The sequence below is a fragment of the Undibacterium parvum genome (genome assembly GCF_003955735.1).
Taxonomy (GTDB): domain Bacteria; phylum Pseudomonadota; class Gammaproteobacteria; order Burkholderiales; family Burkholderiaceae_D; genus Undibacterium; species Undibacterium parvum.
In genome coordinates this window covers 4,793,673-4,817,462 of record NZ_CP034464.1, presented here as the reverse complement: position 1 = coordinate 4,817,462, position 23,790 = coordinate 4,793,673, and the positions used below count along the sequence as shown (strand labels likewise).

The following is a 23,790-nucleotide window of genomic DNA, read 5'->3' as shown; positions in this document are numbered from 1 at the left end:
AAAATACTTGGGATATCAGCTTAAGCAGCGCGATACTTTCAAGTCTTTTTGCGAGGAATCAATACAATAAATAGCTGCGTAGAAAATAATTAAGTAGGTCTATAATTTTACTATATCGCCGCCAATTGCTGGCGTGCTCTGGCGATCGCCAATTTGACTTGTTCTGGCGCGGTACCACCTACATGATTGCGGGCAGCGACAGAACCTTCAAGAGTCAACACAGCAAACACGTCCTCTTGTACTAGGCTAGAGAATTTTTGCAATTCTTCCAGGCGCATGTCGCTCAGGTCGCAGCCTTGATCGACGCAAGTGCGCACTGCGAGTGCAACTGCTTCATGCGCATCTCGGAATGGCAGTCCCTTCTTAACCAAATAATCGGCCAGATCGGTTGCGGTTGCGTAACCTTGTAGGGCCGCTGCGCGCATCGCTTCTGGCTTCACCGTGATGCCACCCGCCATGTCTGCAAAAATCCGCAAAGTGTCGACTATGGTGTCGACGGTGTCAAACAGTGGCTCTTTGTCTTCCTGATTGTCTTTGTTGTAGGCTAGAGGCTGGCCTTTCATTAAGGTCAGTAAAGCGATCAAGTGGCCATTCACCCGCCCAGTTTTTCCACGTGCCAGTTCAGGCACATCTGGATTTTTCTTTTGCGGCATGATGGATGAGCCGGTGCAGAAGCGATCCGCGATATCGATAAATCCAACTCTAGGACTCATCCAAATTACCAACTCTTCCGACATGCGTGAAACATGGGTCATGATCAGGGCTGCTGCGGCACAAAACTCTATTGCGAAATCGCGGTCCGAAACTGCATCAAGTGAGTTGTGGCAAACATCGTCAAAGCCCAAAGTTTTTGCTACGCACAAACGGTCGATAGGGAAGGTGGTGCCAGCTAGGGCGGCCGCTCCCAATGGCAGGCGATTGACGCGCTTGCGGCAATCAAGCATACGTTCAGTATCGCGTGCAAACATCTCCACATAAGCCAAGACATGGTGACCAAATGTGATAGGTTGTGCTACCTGCATATGGGTAAAGCCAGGCATGATGGTGGCGGCGTGTTGTTCGGCCAAATCGAGCAGTGCGCTACGGAAGTCGCCTAACAGGCCAACGATAGTGTCGATCGAGGAGCGCACATACAGACGAATATCGGTTGCGACCTGATCATTGCGTGAACGCCCGGTATGCAGGCGCTTGCCGGCATCACCGACCAATTCAGTCAGGCGTTTTTCAATGTTCAGATGTACGTCTTCCAGATCAAGCAACCATACAAATTGTCCACTCTCAATTTCTGACAAAATTTGCTGCATGCCGCGCTGTATGTCGGCATGATCTCGGGCGTTGATGATATTTTGCGCTACTAACATCTCTGCGTGCGCCAAGGAACCCTGGATATCAAACAGCGCCAGGCGCTTGTCGAAGAAGACCGAGGCAGTGTAACGCTTGACTAAATCAGAAACAGGTTCATTGAAACGGGCAGACCATGCCTCGCTTTTTTTAGAGAATTGTGATGTCATAGTGGTTTATGAATTTTATGGAAATAGTGATGCTGCTTAAACTGTATTCCCCGATTATACCGTGTGCCAGCACCAAGCTTCACTCTCTATCGCTATGAATAAGCCAGCTAACACCCATGCCACTCATTTAATTTTGCCTGATTACTGCAATCTCGGCATACTTTTTCGCGTGTTGTTTATAGTTAATGCATCGGTATTTATTGCCTTACTTGGACGTGGCCAAGGCTGGGTAATCAATGGGCAGGAATTTATTGAGACATCGATGTTGGTCGAGTTGATTTGCCTCTCATCCTTGTTAAGTCTGTGCTCTTTGCGTCCTTGGTTGGCAAGTCTAGGTGTGCCTGCCTGGGTGCAGCGTTCTATTGCTGGTTGTGTGCCAGCAGGAATTTGTTGGTTGGTTTTGATGTATTTAGAAAGCATGGATTGGTTTGCCTTTAGCTTTCCTCGGTTACGAGCTTCGTATGCGGTCGCGCTGTGTTTCATCTACGGAATTGGACTGCAACACTATTTTGAATTGCGCAATCGCGCTTTTTCTCCGGCTTTAGGCGAGGCGAAATTACAGGCATTACAGGCTAGAATACGCCCGCATTTCCTATTTAATAGTCTTAATGCAGTGCTTTCTTTGATACGTACTGATCCACGTCGTGCTGAAACCGTGTTGGAGGATTTGGCTGACCTGTTCCGGGTGCTGATGCGCGATACCCGTGACATGACTACACTGAAGGACGAAATTCATCTGTGTGAACAATATTTATCGATAGAGAAGTTGCGCTTGGGCGAGCGGCTGCAAGTGAGTTGGCATACCGAAAATCTGAGCGATACTGAGCTTGGTGAAATAAAAATTGCCGCGTTGTTATTGCAACCCTTGTTGGAAAATGCGGTGCACCACGGGGTGGAACCATCGGCTAAGACATCCTTAATTTTGGTAGCGATACGTCGCAATCTGAATAAAATAGAAATTTCAGTCAGTAATCCGCTGCATGCTGATGCCAGACTGTCGCAAGGAAATCACATGGCATTGGATAATATCCGGCAGCGACTGTTGCTACTCTATGATATTGAAGCGGATTTGAGCTATGGTTCTAGCGGAAATAATTTTGAAGTGAAATTGCAATTTCCAGCAAAAAAATGAAATTACCTAAAATACTGATCGTCGATGATGAGGCTCCTGCCAGGCAGCGATTGGCCATGCTGCTGTCGGATATTCAGGACGAGTGCCCCTGTGTTCTTATTGGTGAAGCGGCAAATGCGCAGGCGGCCTTAGATAGTATCGCGGTCGGTCGGCCAGATATCATACTATTAGACGTGCAAATGCCAGGCATGACAGGTCTGGAATTGGCGCAGCATCTGGCGCGTAACTCCCAGGCTCAGCAGCCAGCAGTTATTTTTGTCACTGCTTATGACGAATATGCGCTGAAAGCTTTTGAAGTGCACGCCATGGATTATTTGCTCAAGCCGGTTAGGGCAAGTCGCTTGGCAGAGGCGATATTGAGGGTGTCGCGTTCGCAAAGCGCGGCAGCGATTTCTGGTGCGATGCAAGCTGAGACCGCAAGCACTGTGCTTCCCACATTGCCGACTGCCCGCCAATGCTTCTCGGTTCTGGAGCGCAATCGCATTCTGTTAGTTCCGGTGGCAGATGTCATATTTTTAAAGGCGGAACAAAAATACCTTACTTTACATACGAAGGGACGTAGCTATTTAATCGAAGAATCCCTGACTGCGATAGAGGAAGAGATGACGGCAAGTCTGGTGCGGGTGCATAGAAATGCTCTGGTAGCGCGACTGGCCATTGTTGGGGTAGAGCGCGCTCATCATAGCAATGATACGGATCATGAACATGAGAAAACGACGGAGTCGTGGCAAGTCATCCTGCGAGACTGCGATGAGCGTCTGCCGATTTCAAGACGGCAATGGCCAGTGATTAAGGCCTTGGTGCGCTGACTTAGTGTGCTGACTTATTGTGCTGAATAAGCATGAATTTACATCATTTAGAGTTTCGCCCGATGCTCTGGTTTTTCAGCGGTGCCTATCTTTTCCTCAGATCTTGATCTAGATATTTGTTTAAGCGTTCAGGAGGTACTACACTGGCGGCTTCCTCATTTGTTTCCTTGATTTTATTTAATCTATGACGTCTTCCTCTGCGCTTTTGCCGGTCATTTCTGGCACCCACAATTCGGTCTTGTCTGAGCAATTACATGGCTGCATCAATAATAAAACCAAACCTTTAGGTAGTTTGGGTCGGCTTGAACAGTTGGCACATCAAGTTGGTTTGATACAGCAGACTAGTTCGCCAGTATTGCTGGCGCCTGGCATCATAGTTTTTGCGGCTGATCATGGCGTGGTTGCGGAGGGAATATCCGCTTTTCCTCAGGATGTGACTTGGCAAATGGTCGAGAACTTTTTGTCGCAAGGCGCTGCAATTAATGTGTTTGCCAAACAAAATGGCATGCACTTGCAGATCGTCGATGCTGGCGTCAAGCACGATTTTGGCAGTCGCCAAAATTTGCTAGATCGTAAAATCGCTGACGGCACCCGTAATTTTGCGCAAGAGGCGGCGATGAGCGCGGAGCAATGCCAGGCAGCCTTAAGACATGGTATCGACTTGATAGCAGCCCTGTCGGGCAATGTTGTCGGATTCGGTGAGATGGGGATAGGTAATACCACCGCAGCTGCTGCCTTAATGCATAAGCTGACCGGTATTGCGGTCGCTGATTGCGTCGGTGCCGGTACTGGATTGAGCGAAGCCGGGATATTGCACAAGCAAAGCGTGATCGAAGCTGCGGTGAGCTTGCATGCGGAGGTACATGAGCCTTTGGATGTATTGGCCTGCTTCGGTGGTTTTGAAATTGCCATGATGGTGGGGGCTATGCTGGCAGCTGCAGAGCGCCGCATGGTGTTGCTGATTGATGGTTTTATCGTGACCAGTGCCTTATTGGTGGCGGCGCGTTTGCAACCAGCGATTCTTGATTACTGCGTCTTTGCACACCGCTCGGATGAGAGTGGACATGGCAAGATGCTGGCCGCCTTGGCAGCTAAGCCGGTACTGGCTCTGGATTTACGTTTGGGTGAGGGGACTGGTGCGGCGCTGGTGTACCCCTTAGTGCAAGCCGCGGTAAATTTCTTGAATCAGATGGCAACTTTCGGCTCGGCCCAGGTCAGCGAAAAAAGCCAGCTTGTAGATTGAAAGCATGAAGCAGCAACTACGCCTGTTTTTTATCGCGATGCAATTCTTTACGCGCATCCCCATCCCTGCATGGGTGGGATTTGATGCAGCCTGGTTGCATCAGGCCTCGCGCTACTTCCCAGCGGTCGGCTGGCTTGTAGGCATCATTAGCGCTGCAGTGTATAGCGTCGCGATATTATTTTGGCCGCCTTTGGTCGCCGTCGTCATGTCTACTGTCGCTGGTATATGGTTGACCGGTGCCTTTCATGAGGATGGCTTTGCGGATGTTTGTGATGGCTTTGGTGGTGGTATGACGCCAGAGCGGGTGCTGGAGATCATGAAAGATTCGCGGGTAGGCGCCTACGGTGCGATAGGGATTTGTCTGTTGCTGATTTTTAAAATATGTTTGCTTGCTAGTTTGCCTGCAGCTTACGTGGTGCCCGCGCTGTTGATTGCCCATCCCTTATCGCGTCTGGCGGCTTGTAGCTTGATATGGCGTTTGGAATATGCACGACTGGAAGGAAAGGCCAAACCTTTGGCGCAACATATGTCCGGTGCTGAGTTTTTGATAGCGGTGGTCAGTGTTAGTGTGCCGGTGATGGCGATGTTGGCTTTGAAAATGCTGCCATGGTCAGCTTGTTTGATGGGCTTGCTTGCAATGCTTGCCGCTAGCGCTTGGTTAGCGGCCTTGTTTATACGTCGTATCGGTGGTTACACTGGTGATTGCCTGGGGGCTGTGCAACAACTGGCCGAGGTGGCGTTTTATCTCGGTTTGTTGGCCATACCACGTTGGATCTGAGCTCGTGTTACTGCATCTGATACGTCATCCCAGGCTAGATATCGCCCCGGGCATTTGCTACGGGCAAAGCGATATCGTTGCCAATCATGCGCATTGCCTACAGCTCGCTGATGAATTGCGCTTGCTGCTGCCGGAGAACCTCAGCGTGATTTCCAGTCCATCACAACGCTGCCAGACCTTGGCGCACATGCTACATCCTGCGCCAGAGTTGGATGCACGCTTGATGGAAAAACACTTTGGAAACTGGGAAATGCAGGCCTGGGACGAGATCCCCCGTGCCGAAATCGATGCCTGGGTACTCGATGTGATCGCTTATGCCCCAGCAGGGGGCGAATCAGTGCTGATGATGGCGCGACGTGTGTTAAGTTTTTTAATGAGCTTGCCGATGCGAGCTGATTTACCAAGATCTGAGCTAGTTTTGCTTACTCATGGAGGGCCATCGAGCATGATACTGGCGTATCAATTTGGAATGACAGCCGAGGATCTGGCGAGCGCTGTGGCAAAAAAAAGAAAAAGTCTGGATTTTGGAGAATGTGTTCAAGTTCAAATTAAATTGTGTTAGTGTTCAAGCAAGCGTAAGTTGTTGTCGGTAAATGCAATTGCGTTTGACTCGCTCTTGCACTCTATAAAACTTTGGGGGACGATGATCATGATAGAGCTTAGAAAAAATCCTAGAACCAATGTGGTGTGGCGTGCGGTGATTAAGTTAGGCGACGATAATATTGTTGCCGCTAAGGTGGTGAATATTTCTAAGGGGGGAGTGTTGATACATTGTCCCGCTAATGTTGAGGTCAACAAAGAATATCGTTTGCTATTGAATGTCCCACATATTGATCAAACCTCTGATCAAACTTACCAGGTGCATTGCAAAATGCGCGTCTTAAATTCTTTGTTGAGCTCTGAGTATTACCATATTAATTTGAAATTTACCGAATTATCAGACCTGCATCGCTGTCTATTTGAGGCGTGGTTATCCCTAGTCAGTAAATATGAGCAACTAAGCTAAATAGGACTTAGGCAAAACCGCCTCAGCGTCCTTGTATCCGCTTTGCGGTACTAAAGTTAAGCTGCAATTAATCCAGCTCAATTATTTTGAATTATTCGTAGTAAATTTCGATAGACCTTGCTCAGTCCTGCCTCAGCCATTAAAATGGCGCAGTTTTGGTGCTCGCGGACATAATCATGTCTGCGGTTAAACGGGAAACACGATGCTTTTAATCTCTGCATTCAGTGTGCTGCCCCCGCAACGGTGTACAAGCGCCACGGATATTTTCAGAGGTTTTGATCAATCCTGGCAAGCCATCCTTCATTACCACTGTGCAAAGTGCATGGGAAGGTCAGATGGTCAAGCTCGTCAGCCCGGATACCGGCCAGAATAAGTGAAATTACACAGTACAAACTGGTAGTTTTGTTCAGTCTTGCCTACGGGGACGTTGGCAAGTTGCCTCTATTTATCTTCAATATGAATTCATTTTTCTCTCCACGTGCTCACGTGCGCGCTCGCTTTACGCCTCTGACTTTGAGTGTTGCTATACTTGCCGCATTCCCTTCTAGTCAGGTGTTTTCTCAAGGTATTCAGGCCGCGGATTCAGCCCAAGTCTTTGTCGTCGGGTCTCGGTTTTCTGAGTCTAGAGATATTGCGCCAATTGGTGCCACTGTGATCACCGCCAAAGATATTCGTGATGCTGGTGTTGATAACGTGAATCAAGCAATTCGGAAAATTGGCGGCGTATTTGGCCGTCAGAGTGCTTACGGGACACAAGATTTCGACTTGGATTTACGTGGATTTGGCACGAACAGTAGTCAAAACATGGTGATTTTGGTTGATGGTATCCGGCTGTCAGAGAATGAATTAAGTGTCGCGCTATTGTCATCCATACCAATCGATTCAGTTGCTCGAATTGAGATCATGCGTGGTGGTAGTAGTGTCTTGTATGGCGATGGGGCCACCGCTGGCGTGATTCAAATTATTACCAAACAAGCTGGGAATAAGACCTTGTCTGGTGTCGTGACTGCTGAGCTAGGTCAATTTAAACATAAAGAGTTGCGAGCATCTTTGGCGCAGGTGTGGGGAAATTTAAGCGCAAATCTTAATCTAAGCGAGCAAAAAGCAGATAACTATAGAGATAACAACGCTGTCGATCAAAAAAATATCAATGCTGGTCTGGTTTGGGCGTACGCGAATGGACGTCTCGGCGCTCGCATAGATTCTGCTCGCCAGGAATCAGGTTTTGCAGGTGCTTTGAGTTTGGCTCAGTTCGAACAAAACCCAAGGCAAACCTTGAGCCCGAAAAATTTTGGTTCAATTGATACTGATCGCTTTACTGCTTTTGCAGACCAGCAGTTCGGTGCTTGGGAAATGGCTGCGGAATTGTCGCGTCGGAATAAGACTAGCAAATCATTTTATAGCTCCAGTTATGGTGATTCCGCGGCCACTTATACTAGTCATCAAACACAGTTCTCTCCACGGATTCGCAATGTTAACGCTGGCAATGAACTCACTGTCGGTGTCGATTTAATCCGCTGGGACAGATTGGTGGATAGTAGTTATTCACAAGCAGATGCATCACAAAAATCTAAAGCTATCTATCTGCGAGATGAAATTAGGTTTAATCAAGCACGCGTGGCAGTAGGTGCTCGACGTGAAATATTTGATAAAGTATCTATCAATCCCGCCGCATATTCAATTGACAGCTACGCTAAGACATTTGGTTTGAACGCTTGGGAGTTGCAGGGCAGCTATGCAGTAACGCCGACGCTAAATCTATTTGCGAAAACAGGCCAGAGCTATCGTGTCGCGAACGTCGATGAAAATGGTTTTACTCCAATTGCGAATACGCCTTTGCAACCACAAACGTCTCATGATATTGAAATTGGAGCGACTTTTGGGGATGCCAAAAACCTATTCACCACCAGAGTATTTCGTTCTAATTTGAAGAATGAAATTTTCTACGATCCTACTGCTACGAATGCGTTTTTTGGAAAAGGTGCCAATGTCAACTTAGATCCAACCAAGCGTCAAGGTATTGAGCTGGAACTTGCAACGCAGATTTCCGCTGATTTCGCTTTCAATTCTAAATTGCAGCATCTGGCAGCTAGTTTTACCGAAGGTGTAAATGCGGGTAAAGGAATGGTGATGGTGCCAAAAAATCTGATTTCCATGAATATTAATTGGCTCCCAAAAAATGGGCAAAGTGCCAATGTTGGTCTGCAATGGGTTGATGAACAGCGCTATGGAGGTGATTTTAGCAATACTTGTACTGCCAAGATGCCGGGCTACACCACCCTAGATGCGCGTTATGCAAAAAGCTTTGGTGCTTTGGAGTTGGCGTTGTCTGGAACTAATTTGGGCGACAAACAATATTTTAGTAATGCGTATGGCTGTAAATCTGGGATTTATCCGAACTCCGGAAGACAATTGAAAATTTCTGCACGTTATGAATTTTAATTGAGTTGCTTTACTGTGCCTATCGAGCGAATACATTACGTCCAGCGCGCTAGCCGCATCTTCTTGATGTTGGGATTAGTTGCGCTAGCAAGTTTGTTACTGGCTTGCTCCATAGGTTCAGTAACGCTGTCGTTTTCTGAACTCTTGCATGCGTTGCTGGAGTTGTTGCAAGGGCAGTCTACTGGCTTGGCGACTACCTTGTTGGAGCTACGTCTGGGGCGTGCGGTGTCCGGTTTTGTCACTGGCGCGACCCTGGGTTTGGCTGGTGTGATGATGCAGGCATTGCTACGCAACCCTCTGGCTGATCCCTTTGTCCTTGGCATCTCTGGCGGTGCTTCGGTCGGTGCCTTATTTTCCATACTGTTTTTTTGCGCTGCCTGGATGGTCGATCTGGCCGCTTTTGCCGGCGCCATTGCGGTTGCAGTCTTGTTGTTTGCTTTGGCATATCGCGATTTTCGCGGTAGCGGTAGCTCCGAGGGTAGCGCACCCTTACTCCTCTTGACGGGCGTGATCGTGGCTGCTGGCTGTAGCGCCATGGTCAGCTTACTTTTGTCGATTGCACCGGACAGCCGTTTGCGCGGCATGGTGTTTTGGATGATAGGTGATTTATCGAATACCGAGTCACGTTATCTGCCCTGGATCATTTTAGTTGGCGTGGCCTGGTTTGCGATCCGCAGTGCGCGTGCGATTAATGTCGCTGCCATGCATGCAGACAATGCCAGCAGTCTGGGAATTAATATTGGCCGCTTACGCAAAGCTTTGTTTTTTTGCGCGGCACTGCTTACCGCCAGCGCCGTTAGTAGCGCCGGTAGCATAGGTTTTGTCGGTTTGATTATTCCACATGCCTGTCGCTTTGCTTGGGGTGCTGATCATCGCGTCTTGATACCGGCAGCAGCTTTGGCCAGTGGCAGTTTCATCGTTCTGGCGGATGCACTGGCGCGTACTATCATCGCACCTCAACAACTCCCGGTGGGCGTGATTACCGCCCTGATCGGGGTTCCTGTATTTTTATTTCAACTGCATCAGCTGAGGACTCGCTGATGTCGTCGCTACCAGCTCCTCTATTGCAAACGCATGGCTTGGGCCTCAGTGTCTCAGGCCGCGTCTTATTGACTGAGCTAAATTGGCAGGTCGAGGCCGGGCAGTGCTGGTGCGTGATAGGGCGCAATGGTGCCGGTAAGAGCACGTTGTTGCGTAGCTTGGCGGGTATGCGCCCACTAGAAACTGGGCAACTGCAAATGTTGGGGAGGCACTTGGCGAGCTGGCCTTTGGCGGAGTTGGCGAAATTACGCGCCTACTTGGCGCAGGGGCGGGTCGATGCTTTCGCCTATCGCGCCATAGAAACTGTGCTCAGCGCGCGCCATCCTTATCATGATGCGCACTATTGGGAGTCCGCTGCGGATATGGCGATCGCCCATGCTGCACTGTGTCAGCTTGATGTAGCCGATCTTGCGCAGCGTGATGTACGCAGCCTATCCGGAGGTGAACGGCAGCGTGTCGCTATCGCTGCCTTATTGGCGCAACAAGCGCAATTGATGTTACTCGACGAGCCTGCCAATGCCCTCGATTTGGCGCATCAAGTCAGTGTGATGCAACTCTTTGCCCGGCTTTGTCGCGATGAAAATAAGGCCGTAGTGATGGTCAGTCATGATCTGAATCTGGCGCATAGAATATCTAGCCATGCCTTGCTGCTGATGGGCGATGGCCTTTGGCTGGCAGGCACTAAAGAGCAAGTGATGACGGCGGAAAATCTAAGTCTTTGCCTAGGTCATCCTATAGAGCGCTTCGAGCACGCCCAGCAAACACTGTTTCTCCCCAAAGAAGCTGATTAAACCCCCGAAATTTTTTATATGGCTCGTATTTGAATAATACCAACATGAATAATACCGACATCGACAATATTAATACGCGCCACCACCGCCGCATGCAGCGCAAAAAAGAATTGATGGATCAAAAAATCGAGGCAGCGCAACGCGAGACTGGCGTGCTAGTGATTAACTGCGGCAATGGTAAGGGCAAGAGTTCTAGCGGCTTTGGGATGGTCATGCGCGCCATGGGACACGGCATGAAAGTCGGTGTGGTGCAGTTTATCAAGGGCGCGATGTCCACCGGAGAAGAAGTGTTTTTGCGCCGCTTCCCTGATGAGGTGCAGTTCCATGCGATGGGCGAAGGCTATACCTGGAATACGCAAAACCGCGAGCGTGACATAGAAAAAGCGCTGGCGGCTTGGGAGCAGGCGAAACGCTTTTTAAGCGATCCCGAAATCGGCATGGTGTTACTCGATGAACTCAATATCGCACTCAAATACAATTATCTCGATGTGCAGCAAGTGATCGCCGATCTCGATGGCAGGCCAGAGATGCAACATGTGATCGTGACCGGACGTGGTGCACCGCCGGAGTTGATAGAGGTGGCCGATACCGTTACCGAAATGCAGGTGATTAAACATGCTTTTAAGGATGGTATCGTGGCGCAAGCAGGCATAGAATGGTAAGCAAAACTTCCAGCGCCAAGGTGGTGCTGATTTCTGCCATCGCATCCGGCCAAGGCAAGACTACCACCACCGCGGCTTTGGCGCGTAAGCTGATTAAGCTGGGGCAAAGCGTAAGGGTTTTTAAAACTGGCCCGGATTTTATTGATCCCATGATGCTAGAACGTGCCAGTGGCGCGACTGTGCAATCGCTGGATTTATGGATGGTCGGGCTAGCCGCTTCGCAAGCCATGCTGGCGCAAGCTGCGGCCGAAGTTGATGTGATACTGATAGAAGGCGTGATGGGCTTGTATGACGGCACACCGTCGTCGGCTGATCTGGCGCGCGCTTTCGGGGTGCCGGTGCTGGCGGTATTAGATGCCTCTGCGATGGCACAGACCGTCGGCGCGCTGGCAATGGGCCTGCGTGATTTCGGGCCGGTCAATCTGGCGGGAGTGATCGCCAATCGTATCGCCTCCGAGGGACATGCCAAGATGGTAGCTGACGCGATGCGCGATATTGCTTTGTTTGGCAGTCTGCGACGCCAAGACCAGGCTTTGCCTGAGCGCCATCTGGGTTTGGTGTTGCCGCAAGAAGTGGCGCAGCTAGACAGCATCCTGGATCAGTTGGCTGACCAGTTAGAGCTAGACATAGAGGCCTGGGATCGCTTGCCGCTGACAGAATTTGCTTTACCAGAAACGCCAGAGCTACCCCTCTTATTGCTGGGTAAGACCATCGCGATTGCGCAAGATGCTGCTTTTGCCTTCATCTATCCGGCTAATCTGGAGTGCTTGCGCCAGTTGGGTGCGGAGCTGGTATTTTTTTCGCCCCTGGCGGATCAAGCTATTCCTTTGCAAGCTTATGCCTTATATTTACCGGGTGGTTATCCAGAGCTGTACGCGGCAAGGCTCAGCGAGGCTGGGCTATGGCAAGCATCCTTGCGCACTGCGCATGCAGCTGGCATGCCTATCCTGGCGGAGTGTGGCGGCATGATGGTGTTGACTGAGTCGCTGACTGATCAACAAGGCCGCTCTTGGCCTATGCTAGGACTGCTTCAAGGACGTGTCGTGATGCAACAGCGCTTGGCCGCCTTGGGCGCGCAAGCGCTGGTCACTGAACAAGGCGAGTTGCGTGGCCATACTTTTCATTACTCGCGTTTTGAGACGGATTTAATGCCGCTGGCGCGTACTGTAAAACATGCGACTCAAGCAGATGGCGAAGCAATTTATCGTGAGGGGAATCTGCAAGCCTCGTATTTTCATGCCTATTTTCCTTCCAATCCTGGCGCTGCAGCGCACTTATTTCTCAAGTGATGAGATCTAAAATGAGGGAAGTTCGCGCATGAAAGGAACACTCTTGAAGCGTACACTCATTTTTGGCGGCGCACGCTCAGGTAAAAGCGCCTATGCCGAGCAACTAGCAATCGCTAGCGGTAAGCCTGTCGTGTATCTGGCAACGGCGCAGGCCGGGGATGCTGAGATGCAGGCACGGATAGCGCATCATCAGGCGCGCCGGCCCGCTCAATGGCAGACCCACGAATGCCCTATCAATCTGGCACAAAGTATCGCGCAGCTGAGTAGCGCGGATAACCTGATTTTGCTCGATTGCCTGACCCTATGGTTATCGAATCTGCTGTTTTTCGAAACGCATGAATATCCCGAGATTGGGAGTATTACAGCGCCTGCAGAATTTACCCTGCAGCGCGCTGCCTTGCTGCAGGTTTTGCAGGATTTGCCGGGTGAGATCATCATGGTCTCGAATGAAGTCGGCATGGGGATCATTCCACAAGGTGCGATCTCGCGCTGGTTCGTCGATGAGGCAGGTCGTTTGAATCAGGCGATTGCAGCGCAGTGTGAACAAGTGAGCTGGGTGGCTGCTGGACTGCCTTTGCATTTGAAAGGCGGCTAGATGTTGTTGCTGACTGGGGCACTTATGCTGGCCTGCCTGGTGCTGGGGCTAAGCTTGGATTTGCTACTGGGGGAGGCGCGGCGCTGGCACCCACTAGTCGGTTTCGGTAAGCTCGCAAATGCGCTAGAGGCGCGTTGGAATCGTGATTATGCTGGCCGCTTTAAAGGTGGCGTAGCGTGGGCTTTGATCGTACTTCCCTTAGTGTTGGCGGCGCAATTTATTTTGATCTGGAGTGCCAGTTATAGTCTGTGGCTAGCAGCTTTATTGCATGCGTTCTTGCTGTATTTTTGCCTGGGCTTACGTAGCCTGTATGAGCACACAGCTCCTATCGCTGTGGCGCTACAAGAAGGCGATTTAGCCACCGCGCGTCGCCTCACTTCGTATATCGTCAGTCGCGATACGGGCGAGGCCAATGAAGAGGATCTGGCCAAGGCCAGTGTTGAGTCCCTATTGGAAAATGGCTGTGACGCGGTATTCGGTACTTTGTTTTGGTTTGTTGTAGCTGGTGGTGCCGGTGCACTGTTATATCGTTTAGCGAATACTTTGGATGCGATGTGGGGCTATAAAACGCCACGCCTGTTGCGCTTTGGGTGTGTCGCGGCGCGGCTGGACGATGTTTTAAATTGGCTGCCTGCCAGATTGACGGCGGTTTCGTATGCACTGATGGGCAATACCCGGTTGGCCCTGCAATGCTGGCGTCAGCAGAGCCCAGCCTGGCCTAGCCCAAATGCTGGACCAGTCATGGCGAGTGGCGCTGGTGCCCTGGGTTTGGCCTTGGGCGGTCGCGCCAGTTACGACGGTGTAGTAGAACAGCGTCCCCCGCTAGGCTTAGGTAGAGCGGCGAATGCGAGTGACATAGCGCGTGCCTGGCATCTGCTGGTGCGCAGCACCTGTTTGTGGATAGCCTGTCTCATTCTATTCGGCCTGTTTGGGCTATTCTTTTTGCGTTAACTAAAGGCCGAGTGCATACCATCGTTTTCAAATATCTTAAAACCTATCCAGGAGTGAGCAATGTTGCAGCACGGTGGTAATTTGCAAGAAGCAGCGCAACGCTTTGATCGTCCGCTCGCCGATTGGCTAGATCTGTCGACCGGTATTAATCCACGGTTTTATCCTGTCCCTGTCTTGAGTGCACATGCCTGGCATCGTTTGCCGGAGCAGATGCCTCAATTATGTAATGCAGCGCAAGAATTTTATGGGGCGCCTTTGATGTTGGCGGTAGCCGGTAGCCAGGCTGCGATTCAGGCCTTGCCGCGTTTGCGCTTGCATCAAACTGGTGTGGCGCAGGTGGTGGTATCGGCGCCGTCATACGCTGAACATGCGTATCAATGGCGCTCGCAGGGACATCGTGTTACTGAACTGCCTTATGCAGCATTAGCGGCAGCAGTCGCAGCTGGTACGCTGGATGTGCTGGTGCTGTGTAATCCGAATAATCCAACCGGCGCCACGATACCTGCAGCTACCTTACTTAGCTGGGCCGCGCAATTGGCGCAGCGTGGCGCTTGGTTGATCGTCGATGAGGCTTTTTGCGATAGCGCGCCTGATCTGAGTGTGGCGGCTGCCAGCGCGCAGACAGGCTTGATCGTACTGCGTTCGGTGGGTAAGTTTTTCGGGCTCGCTGGCTTGCGCCTGGGCTTTGTTGGTGCCGAACCGGCCTTGCTGGAACAGTTAGAAAATATGCTGGGCCCGTGGAGCGTCAGCGGACCAGCCCAGGAAATTGCCTATGCCGCTCTCACTGATAGCGCGTGGCAGCGCGATACCCGCAGCTATTTACGAGAGCAAGCGGAACGCATGCGCCAGTTATTGCTGGAGCATGGTTTTAGCTCGCAAGGCACGGATCTATTTCTGTGGTGTAGCGATGCCAGCTTACAAGGACAAACTGAAGATTTATTCTTGCATCTGGCGCAGCGGGGGATTTGGGTGCGCTTGTTTTTACAGGCTGCACGCGGTTTGCGTTTTGGCTTGCCATCCAATCAGGCCGAATGGCTGCGGTTAAGCCTGGCGTTGCAAGCGTGGTCAACAAAGACGAGAGAGATTACATGAGTGAAGTACTAAAAAAAAGATCGGCGCTGTTGGCTTGTTTATGGCTGCTCTGCTTGTTCCCTAATTTTGTGCTGGCGGCCATCAGCGTGCTTGATGATGCCGGCAATACGATCACTTTACCTGCGCCCGCCAAGCGGATTATCAGCTTGTCGCCACATGTGACTGAATTGATTTTTGCCGCTGGCGCTGGCGACAAGATAGTCGGTGCCGTGAATTACAGTGATTACCCGGCCGCAGCCAAACTGATTCCTAGAGTAGGCGACAATCGTCAACTCGACATTGAACGCATCATCGCCATGAAGCCCGATCTCTTGGTGGTGTGGATGCACGGCGCTTTCGAGCGTCAGTTAGAACCTTTACGCCAGTCTGGCATTCCCTACTTTTTTAGTGAGCCGCATAGCTTAGAGAATATCCCCGAGACGCTGATTAAACTCGGCAGTTTATTTGGCACCGAAAAAGTCGCAGGGGCAGCGGCGCTAGAGTTTCGTCAGGAATTGGCGCAATTAAGAAGCCGCTATCAAACCAGGGACACAGTACGTACCTTCTATCAAGTCTGGGGTAAGCCTATCTTTACCCTAAACGATAAAAATATTGTCAGCGACGTGATACGCACCTGTGGCGGCGAGAATATTTTTGGTCGCTTGCCGACCGATGCGCCTAGCGTCAGTACCGAAGCGGTGTTGAAGGAAAATCCAGAGTTGATCATCAGTGGCGATAGCCAAAATCAGGGGCAGAGCGGGATAGTTCAATGGAAGGGCTATGGCAACTTGCTAGCGGTTAAAAACCATAATCTGCTGGCGCTCGATGGTGATCAGCTTAATCGTGCCGGCCCGCGCATCATACTGGGTGCCAAAGCGGTCTGTAGCGCGATGGAGGCGGCACGCAATAAACGCCCGGCCAATAATGAAATTAAAGCGAATACGAAAGCAGGTGCAAAATGAAGCAGGCCAATCAAGTTAGTGCCAGTCTGTATCAACGCATCGCCTGCCTGAGTACTGAATCGGTCGAGGTTTTGTATGCGCTTGGTGCCGAGGACCTGATCGCTGGTATTTCCGGCTACACCACCAGACCGGCGCGGGCGCGCAGCGAGAAACCGAAGATTAGTGGTTTTTCTAGTGCCAATCTAGAGCGCATCTTTGCGGTTCGTCCTGATCTGGTGATTTCTTATTCGAATATGCAGTCTGAGATCAGCCGTGATTTGATCAGCGCAGGGGTGGAAGTGCATGCCTTTAATCAGCATACTGTTGATGGCATCCTGCGCATGATCGCGGTACTCGCTCATCTGGTCGGCAAGCCAGACCAAGGCGCCGCTCTGATTGCCGATTTACAGCAAACTCTGCAAGCTGCGCAACAGCGGGCGGCGCACTGGACGCGCCGCCCCGTGGTGTATTTTGAAGAGTGGGATAGCCCTATGATGAGTTGCATAGGCTGGGTCTCAGAGTTGATCACCATCGCCGGCGGGCAGGATGCCTTTGCCGATTTGGCGCAGCATCATAGCGCCAAGCATCGTATCATCGCGGACCCAGCTGAGGTGATGGCACGCGCACCAGATATCATCATCGCCTCCTGGTGCGGCAAGAAATTTCGGCCAGAAAAAATGGCTGAAAGAGCTGGATGGCAGCAGCTGCCGGCGCTGCAAAATGGGCAGGTATTTGAGATTAAATCGGCCGATATTTTGTCGCCAGGACCGTCGGCGATCACCCATGGTTTGCCGCAGTTACAGCAGATTATCGCTGATTGGCAGGCCTTAAATAGCTAATACTCCCCTAAAAATCGAGATGAATTACCATAATCGCGCATATTTCATGCGGGGTTTTAAAATATACTAGGATGGAGTATATGAATATATTGGATATTTTATCTTGGATGTTCGCCCGAATGTCTGGAGTCCGGCAGCGGCGCCCCTCCTGATAAAAATTGAACGAATAATAAAGTACTAGAAAGACGACAAGCATGAAAATCTCTACCTTGATGGTGCAGGGCACCACCTCCGATGCCGGCAAGAGCACGGTGGTGGCGGCGTTATGCCGCTTGCTGTATCGCCAGGGCGTTAAAGTGGTGCCGATGAAGCCGCAGAATATGGCTTTGAATAGTGCGGTGACGACCGATGGCGGCGAGATTGGCCGGGCTCAAGCCTTGCAGGCTTTGGCTGCTGGCTTGGCCGCGCATACCGACATGAATCCAGTGTTGTTGAAACCTTCTTCCGATACGGGGGCGCAGGTGATCATCCACGGCAAAGTGCGCGCCGATATGGATGCACGTGACTACGATCAATACAAAAGCATCGCCATGCAGGCGGTGTTGGAGTCTTACCAGCGTCTGCAGCAGCAGTACGATGCCATCATCGTCGAGGGTGCAGGGAGTCCAGCTGAGGTGAATTTACGCGCCCGCGATATCGCCAATATGGGTTTTGCCGAGGCCGTCGATTGTCCGGTGATCCTGGTGGCCGATATCGATAGAGGTGGCGTGTTCGCCCACTTTGTCGGGACGCTGGCCTGCCTCTCAGAATCCGAGCAAAATCGCATCGTTGGCTTTGTGATTAATCGCTTTCGCGGCGATATTAGTTTGTTAGAGCCGGGGCTAGAGTGGCTGCAGCAAAAAACCGGCAAGCCAGTGCTGGCGGTACTGCCTTACCTGCATGGGCTGATGTTAGATGCAGAAGACGCGATCCAGCCTAGTCAAAGTAGTAGCGGAAAATTTAAAGTGATCGTGCCAGCGATACCAAGAATTTCGAATCACACCGATTTTGACGCACTGCGTTTTCATCCTGAGGTAGATCTGCAATTTATCGGCCCCGGCATGGCTATTCCCGCCGCTGATTTGATTATTCTGCCTGGCAGTAAAAACACCCGTGAAGATTTAGCATTTTTGCTGCAGCAAGGCTGGCAAACTGCGCTCGATAAGCATCTGCGCTACGGCGGTAAAGTTATAGGGATTTGTGGCGGTTATCAAATGCTGGGGCAGATCATCAGCGATCCGCATGGGGTAGAGGGCGTGGCGGGTGACTCGGATGGTTTGGCTTTGCTCGACATCACAACCGAACTGACCACCGAAAAACGTCTACAGCAAGTCAGTGGCATGTGTGCTTTTGGTGTTAAACCCGGTGCTAAAGCGGACGCCAAGGTAGAGGGCTATGAGATACACATGGGACTGACCTACGCCAGTAACGACACCTTGCCGGCCTTTTTGATCGATGGCCAGGAAGAGGGCACACGCTCGCCGGATGATTTGATACTCGGTTCGTATCTACATGGCTTGTTCGATCATCCGGATGCCTGTGCTGCCTTGCTGGAATGGGCCGGTCTGAAAACTGAGCTTAGCGTCGATCTGGGTAGTCTGCGCGAACAAAGCCTGGATCGAGTGGCGGATGCCTGTGCACCCTTGCTGGCGGCCTTGCAAGCACTTTGAGCGAAGTTTGTTACAGGGTTTATTTTTTGTTTTGAATACGACAGGCTGCAGGTAAATGCTCTAGTTTTACCGTGGTCTTGTCGACACCCTTGATGCTCATCTTGTCGGGTGCTTCGGCGCCTGCACAGACCCAGGTGACCGGTACGATCGCCGCATCGTCCACCACCGCCGGACGCAAACTCAACACTTTTCCTTTCAGCGGGCCAGTGGCGCGATTGCCAAAGCTGATATGGATAGCACCATTTTCCAGGCTAATCGCACTGACGTAATTATTGACGATCTTATCTGAGGCAGGTAAGCCAGCAGCGGCATTATCGGTGGGGAAGTTTTGTGTCGCCAGCCAACTGGCAGCGACTGGTTTTTTTACCAGATCGGCCAAACTAATGCCCGCCTCAATTTGTTCTCTAGTGATTTTAAATAAATACGAGGGCACCGAGATTGCTGCCAAAATTGCGATGATCGCCACCACGGCCATCATTTCTATAAGGGTAAATGCCTGCTGTTTTTTCATGGGAAGGGAAATAAAAAGTTTCTTCACTATAGATGAATTTTCAGGATTTTGGAGAAGTTTGATGATTTCACGGAGGTTATTCTTTTTTTGCGCACTTATCATTCGGTTTGTCAGTAAGCATAAACAATTTTGTAGCAAGTGCAGTGTGCTTCTGTGAAATCTGTCATTCGTGTCCGTCATGAATGACAAGCCTATTCTTATCAGTGATAATGGCGCCAATCTTAGGCGCTGTTTTTTTTGCTAGCGCTATACTCTTTACTTAGAAACGCGCTGCATGAATTTATCCCTGCCTCTCTTGTTTGGCTTCACCACCACACCCTTAGAATTAATTTCCTTCCTACTCTCAGTGGTCACGGTTGCCCTGAATATTCGGCAAGTGCATTGGGCCTGGCTGTTCGCGATTTTGTCCTCGGCGCTGTATGCGGTGGTATTTTTGGATGCGCGCCTGTACGGCGATATGGCTTTGCAATTTGTGTTTATTCTGGTGTCGGTGTGGGGATGGTATTTGTGGCTGGGGGCGGCAAGCGCGTCAGATTCTGACCCTGCACCAATAAGCCCGCGTATTGCGCGCCTGACTCGATTGCAGCGTTGTTACGGTATCTTGGCCTGGGGCCTGGGCTTTGTTTTGCTGTCGTGGTTTCTGAAATCATTTACCGACACCGATGTCCCGTACGCCGATGGTTTTCTCACCGCTGGCAGCTTGCTGGGGCAACTGTTGTTGTCGCGTAAAAAATTGGAAAACTGGCATGTCTGGATCATCGTAGATGTTCTGTATGTCGGTTTATATGTGTATAAAAATCTGATGTTGACCGCAATTTTATATGCCTTGTTCGTGCTGATGGCGATCATGGGTTTGCGTGTCTGGAGTAAGCAATGTCTAAAATAGTTGAGCAAGACGAACGAAGTGAACAAGGTGAGCGGAGTGGCGTAAATCGTATCGCCATCCTCGGTGCCGAGTCTTCTGGTAAATCCGTATTAGCCGAAGCACTGGCGCAGCATTATCAGAGTGTCTGGGTGCCCGAATATTTACGTGAATTTGTCGATACTGCGCAGCGCGTGCCTAAGGAAGAGGAGCAATTGCTGATCGCTCAGACCCAGATGAAAAGGGAGAATGAGGCTGCTAAGCATGCCACAACATGGCTATTTTGCGACAGCACTCCCTTGCTGACGGCGCTCTACAGTCGCCACTATTTCGGCCGTGTGCTGCCCGCCTTGGAAGAATTGGAGCAAGAACACGATTACGATTTTACGCTAGTCACCGCACCCGATTTTCCTTGGGCGGCTGATGGCTTACAGCGTGAATCGGCGGCGGTACGCCAGCGCATACACGAAGACTTGCTGATACTCATGGAACAGCGCGACATTCCGTTCTTGCTGGTCGAGGGGAGTCTGAAGAATAGAGTGGAGCAGGTCGCGTTCGCGCTGAATTTTTTGCTCTGCTAGGATGGGGGCGCAGCAAGACGGCGCCAGTGCTTGAATTTAATGCTTGAATTTAAATGCTTAAATTTAAAAGTGGTACGCCCGCTTGCCCAATAGGCATGCGGCTTACCGAGCAATATGCCGCCAACAGGCGCATAGATAGTGCGTGTTGGCGGGGGGGGACTTCTAAAAAACCTATACTCGGGCGCATCGCGGCGTTGAAAATCCTCGCAATACCGACGTATTGCTCCGGTTTGCGCCTTGCGCTGCATCCCGATTAACGGGTTTTTAGAAGTTCCCCGGGGTGGGCTTTCAATTTTGGCTTGCAGGCATACGGCGAGCGCTAATTAGTGACTTTCGAGCAGACTCTTCAGATGCTCGGAACGAGACGGGTGGCGCAGTTTTTTCATTGCCTTTGCTTCTATCTGGCGTATCCGTTCGCGCGTGACATCGAATTGTTTGCCGACTTCTTCCAATGTATGGTCGCTGGCCATTTCCAGGCCAAAACGCATGCGCAAGACCTTGGCTTCGCGCGGGCTCAGAGAATCTAAAATTTCCTTGAGTTTTTCCTGTACCGAAGCCTGCATCGCGGCCGCCATCGGCGACAGTGTCATGCCGTCTTCGATGAAGTCGCCCAATTGGGAGTCGCCATCGTCGCCGATAGGTACGTCTAGTGAGACCGGTTCCTTGGCAATTTTAAGAATTTCACGTACTTTGCTTTCCGGTAAATCCATTTTCTCGGCGATGGTCGCCGAGTCTGGATCTAAGCCGGTTTGCTGCATCAACTGACGCTTTACGCGATTTAATTTGTTGATGGTTTCTATCATGTGCACAGGTACGCGGATGGTGCGGGCTTGATCGGCGATAGCACGTGCAATCGCCTGTCTGATCCACCAGGTTGCATAGGTTGAGAACTTGTAACCACGACGGTATTCAAATTTTTCTACTGCCTTGAGCAGACCGATATTACCTTCCTGGATCAGATCAAGGAATTGCAAGCCGCGATTAATGTATTTTTTCGCGATCGAAATGACCAGACGTAAGTTGGCCTCGGTCATGGCGCGCTTGGCATCGGCCGCGCGTTTTTCGGCGGCGACCATTTGTTTGTTGATGCTGCGTAAATCGCTCAAAGGCAATTCTACTTGCTGCTCCAAGGCGATCATTTTGCCTTGCAGTTCGCGTGCGGCATGGATGTGGCGCTTGAGCAAGGCGGCGTACGGCTGGCCGCTTTCCATTTCGGTTTCTAGCCATTCGACTTCAGTGGCATTGCGCATCAGACTAGTGACAAATTGCGCGCGTGGCATGCCACACTTGTTCACTAGCAGTTCTAACATGCGCTTTTCAGTCTGACGCAACTCTGTCATTTGTTTGCGCAGACTGTCGCACAGTTTTTCTAGCGTCTTGACTGTAAAACGGATACCTAAGAGTTCATCAGAAATCGCTTTTTGCGCCTGATTGCAGGCTGCGGACTGATAACCATCGCGGGCCCGTGCTTGCGTCATTTCTTGGTAACGCAGTCCGATGATGGCGAGTTTTTGCAGAACCGCAGCTTTTAATTGCTGTAATTGTTCGGCGCTGACGCTGGTGGCACTGGCGGCCGCATCGTCATCGTCTTCTTCCTCTTCTTCGTCATCACCATCGACACTGCTCGCGCTACTTGCCACCGCCAATGTATCGCTGGCGTTCGGGTCAAATAGACCATCGACGATATCGTCTATGCTGATTTCATCGCTACTGATTTTTTCACCCAGCGCTAAGAGTTCGGCGATGGTGCCTGGGCAAGAGCAAAGTGCCTGTAGCATGTCGCGCTGACCGTCTTCGATGCGCTTGGCGATTTCTATCTCGCCACTACGCGTGAGTAGCTCAACGCCGCCCATCTCGCGCATATACATGCGTACCGGGTCGGTAGTGCGGCCAAAGTCGGAATCGGCGGTAGATAGGGCTGCCGCAGCGGTAGCCTCGGCATCGTCTTCGCTGATGGCAGTGGCAACGTTATCCGTCAGCAGCATCATAGTCGCGTCAGGTGCCTGTTCATACACCGCGATACCCATGTCGTTGAGGGTGCGGATGATGCCCTGTATCATTTCTGGATCAGCGACGTTATCTGGCAGGTGATCGTTGATCTCTCTGTTGGTCAGATAACTGCGATCTTTACCGAGATTAATCAGCTTGGCCAGCTTAGAGCGGTAATGTGCTAATTGCTCAGCTGCGGCCGCATCAGTGAGGCCGGCAGAGGCACCGGATTTTTTTGCCTTGGCTCGGGCGACGCGCTTTAATTCAGACGACTCTACTGCATTGAGTGCATGGATCTCTTCGTTGTAAATTTGTGGCGAAGATGGTTTGCGCCCACGTTTCGCTGCTTCTCTTTGGGACGGCATGACGTAGCCAGAAGTATCGATGTCGGAGATCTTAAACGCTGAGGCAGCGGAGCCGGTAGCAGATGCGGTTGCCGGCGCGCTTAGCTTACGCGGGCTGGCTTTTACTGTTGGAGCTACTTTCGCGGTAAACACCCGCGGCTCACGTTTGACTTCTGGCGCTGGTACTGGCGTCGGCTCGGCTGGCAGCGTTGTGCTTGCTAGACTCTCTGGTGTCGTCACCGTTCTCAAAAGTCGCGATGTCGATTTTTTAATAACGACGACTGCAGCTGCTTTAGCGACACTGTTTTCTGCGCTGGCGGAATTGAAATCATCTCCGTATTGCGCGTACTCGGGTAGCACCAAAGATTCGGCCACCACTGGAGCTAACGCGGCAAGGGATACTGGAGTAGGCGCAGCAGCGTTTTCAGGCGCCTTCGGCACAGTGGCAGTAGCAGTGAAAGTGCTAACAACTGGCGCGACAACAATCGCTTGAGGCATGCTAGGCACTATGCTGGCAGTTGCTTTGACTACTGCACTCTCGATTTTTGGCGAGTTCTTGGCATCTCGGGCTGACATCAGGCGGGCTTGGGCCGCAATCAGCGCTTGAATTTGCGCTTCTATCTGCTCTTCGGTCAAAGCCTGAACTTGTATGTCGGCCTGAGCAGGGCTGGTTAACTGTTGGCCAGATGGCTGCTCCAGTTGCGGCGCGATTACAGTGACATTGTCTGGCATCTGGCTAGTTGGTGCAGCCGA

At 51.1% G+C, this 23,790-nt stretch carries 22 protein-coding genes and 1 riboswitch; of the genes, 19 read left to right on the top strand and 3 right to left on the bottom strand.

The genetic code is table 11. The features are described 5' to 3' along the window. Positions 1-110: 110 nt before the first annotated feature. Positions 111-1,511 carry an argininosuccinate lyase gene (argH, locus tag EJN92_RS20965; protein ID WP_126129611.1) on the bottom strand — a complete coding sequence of 467 codons (1,401 nt, stop codon included), beginning with the start codon at positions 1,509-1,511 and terminating at the stop codon, positions 111-113. Positions 1,512-1,605: 94 nt separating this feature from the next. Between argH and EJN92_RS20960 the strand changes: the two genes are divergently transcribed. The 17 genes from EJN92_RS20960 (at position 1,606) to EJN92_RS20880 (ending at position 18,750) form a co-directional block, all read left to right on the top strand. Next, positions 1,606-2,643, top strand: a complete 1,038-nt coding sequence (locus tag EJN92_RS20960; protein WP_126129610.1) for a sensor histidine kinase — start codon at positions 1,606-1,608, stop codon at positions 2,641-2,643. Beyond that, the gene (locus EJN92_RS20955; protein WP_126129609.1) at positions 2,640-3,452 is read left to right on the top strand and encodes a LytR/AlgR family response regulator transcription factor; all 813 of its coding nucleotides are present in this window, start codon (positions 2,640-2,642) and stop codon (positions 3,450-3,452) included. Before EJN92_RS20960 ends, EJN92_RS20955 begins: the two co-directional genes overlap by 4 nt. 184 nt (positions 3,453-3,636) lie before the next feature. After that, a complete protein-coding gene (gene cobT / locus EJN92_RS20950; protein WP_126129608.1) occupies positions 3,637-4,695 on the top strand; it encodes a nicotinate-nucleotide--dimethylbenzimidazole phosphoribosyltransferase in 1,059 nt (352 codons plus the stop codon). Between the two features lie 4 nt (positions 4,696-4,699). Then, positions 4,700-5,473, top strand: a complete 774-nt coding sequence (locus EJN92_RS20945) for an adenosylcobinamide-GDP ribazoletransferase (RefSeq protein ID WP_126129607.1) — start codon at positions 4,700-4,702, stop codon at positions 5,471-5,473. Between the two features lie 4 nt (positions 5,474-5,477). Further along, the gene (locus EJN92_RS20940; protein WP_157984415.1) at positions 5,478-6,035 is read left to right on the top strand and encodes a histidine phosphatase family protein; all 558 of its coding nucleotides are present in this window, start codon (positions 5,478-5,480) and stop codon (positions 6,033-6,035) included. 87 nt (positions 6,036-6,122) lie between these two features. Then, the gene (locus EJN92_RS20935) at positions 6,123-6,479 is read left to right on the top strand and encodes a PilZ domain-containing protein (protein ID WP_157984414.1); all 357 of its coding nucleotides are present in this window, start codon (positions 6,123-6,125) and stop codon (positions 6,477-6,479) included. A 139-nt stretch (positions 6,480-6,618) separates the two neighbouring features. Beyond that, positions 6,619-6,862, top strand: a riboswitch (cobalamin riboswitch). A gap of 73 nt (positions 6,863-6,935) precedes the next feature. After that, positions 6,936-8,921, top strand: coding sequence for a TonB-dependent receptor (locus EJN92_RS20930; protein ID WP_126129604.1), 1,986 nt, complete (start codon positions 6,936-6,938; stop codon positions 8,919-8,921). A 66-nt stretch (positions 8,922-8,987) separates the two neighbouring features. Beyond that, entirely contained in the window at positions 8,988-9,962 is a 975-nt protein-coding gene (locus tag EJN92_RS20925; protein WP_126130051.1) for a FecCD family ABC transporter permease, read from the top strand. After that, complete coding sequence (locus EJN92_RS20920) at positions 9,962-10,753, top strand: ABC transporter ATP-binding protein (RefSeq protein ID WP_126129603.1); 792 nt, start codon at positions 9,962-9,964, stop codon at positions 10,751-10,753. Before EJN92_RS20925 ends, EJN92_RS20920 begins: the two co-directional genes overlap by 1 nt. 44 nt (positions 10,754-10,797) lie before the next feature. Then, positions 10,798-11,415, top strand: coding sequence for a cob(I)yrinic acid a,c-diamide adenosyltransferase (gene cobO / locus EJN92_RS20915; RefSeq protein ID WP_126129602.1), 618 nt, complete (start codon positions 10,798-10,800; stop codon positions 11,413-11,415). Then, a complete protein-coding gene (locus EJN92_RS20910) occupies positions 11,409-12,704 on the top strand; it encodes a cobyrinate a,c-diamide synthase (protein ID WP_126129601.1) in 1,296 nt (431 codons plus the stop codon). Before cobO ends, EJN92_RS20910 begins: the two co-directional genes overlap by 7 nt. 43 nt (positions 12,705-12,747) lie before the next feature. Next, positions 12,748-13,299, top strand: a complete 552-nt coding sequence (gene cobU, locus EJN92_RS20905) for a bifunctional adenosylcobinamide kinase/adenosylcobinamide-phosphate guanylyltransferase (RefSeq protein ID WP_194074951.1) — start codon at positions 12,748-12,750, stop codon at positions 13,297-13,299. Continuing rightward, entirely contained in the window at positions 13,300-14,250 is a 951-nt protein-coding gene (gene cbiB, locus EJN92_RS20900; protein WP_126129599.1) for an adenosylcobinamide-phosphate synthase CbiB, read from the top strand. Between the two features lie 60 nt (positions 14,251-14,310). Then, positions 14,311-15,342 carry a threonine-phosphate decarboxylase CobD gene (gene cobD / locus EJN92_RS20895; protein WP_126129598.1) on the top strand — a complete coding sequence of 344 codons (1,032 nt, stop codon included), beginning with the start codon at positions 14,311-14,313 and terminating at the stop codon, positions 15,340-15,342. Continuing rightward, positions 15,339-16,283: a cobalamin-binding protein gene (locus EJN92_RS20890; protein ID WP_126129597.1), complete on the top strand. Its 945-nt coding sequence runs from the start codon at positions 15,339-15,341 to the stop codon at positions 16,281-16,283. The genes cobD and EJN92_RS20890 overlap by 4 nt, the downstream gene beginning before the upstream one ends. Continuing rightward, entirely contained in the window at positions 16,280-17,101 is an 822-nt protein-coding gene (locus tag EJN92_RS20885) for an ABC transporter substrate-binding protein (protein ID WP_126129596.1), read from the top strand. The genes EJN92_RS20890 and EJN92_RS20885 overlap by 4 nt, the downstream gene beginning before the upstream one ends. Before the next feature lie 212 nt (positions 17,102-17,313). Further along, complete coding sequence (locus EJN92_RS20880) at positions 17,314-18,750, top strand: cobyric acid synthase (protein ID WP_126130050.1); 1,437 nt, start codon at positions 17,314-17,316, stop codon at positions 18,748-18,750. Between the two features lie 19 nt (positions 18,751-18,769). On the opposite strand, the gene EJN92_RS20875 is transcribed toward EJN92_RS20880, so the two are convergent. Further along, positions 18,770-19,261 (bottom strand): pilin, encoded by a 492-nt coding sequence (locus tag EJN92_RS20875; protein ID WP_170174928.1) that lies wholly within the window; start codon positions 19,259-19,261, stop codon positions 18,770-18,772. A gap of 274 nt (positions 19,262-19,535) precedes the next feature. Between EJN92_RS20875 and pnuC the strand changes: the two genes are divergently transcribed. Together pnuC and EJN92_RS20865 are read left to right on the top strand one after the other, a co-directional pair. Further along, entirely contained in the window at positions 19,536-20,147 is a 612-nt protein-coding gene (gene pnuC / locus EJN92_RS20870) for a nicotinamide riboside transporter PnuC (RefSeq protein WP_126129595.1), read from the top strand. Further along, positions 20,135-20,704, top strand: a complete 570-nt coding sequence (locus EJN92_RS20865; protein ID WP_126129594.1) for an AAA family ATPase — start codon at positions 20,135-20,137, stop codon at positions 20,702-20,704. Before pnuC ends, EJN92_RS20865 begins: the two co-directional genes overlap by 13 nt. 323 nt (positions 20,705-21,027) lie before the next feature. Here EJN92_RS20865 and rpoD read toward each other — a convergent pair whose 3' ends face one another. Next, positions 21,028-23,535, bottom strand: a complete 2,508-nt coding sequence (gene rpoD, locus EJN92_RS20860; protein ID WP_126130048.1) for an RNA polymerase sigma factor RpoD — start codon at positions 23,533-23,535, stop codon at positions 21,028-21,030. Between the last annotated feature and the right edge of the window lie 255 nt (positions 23,536-23,790).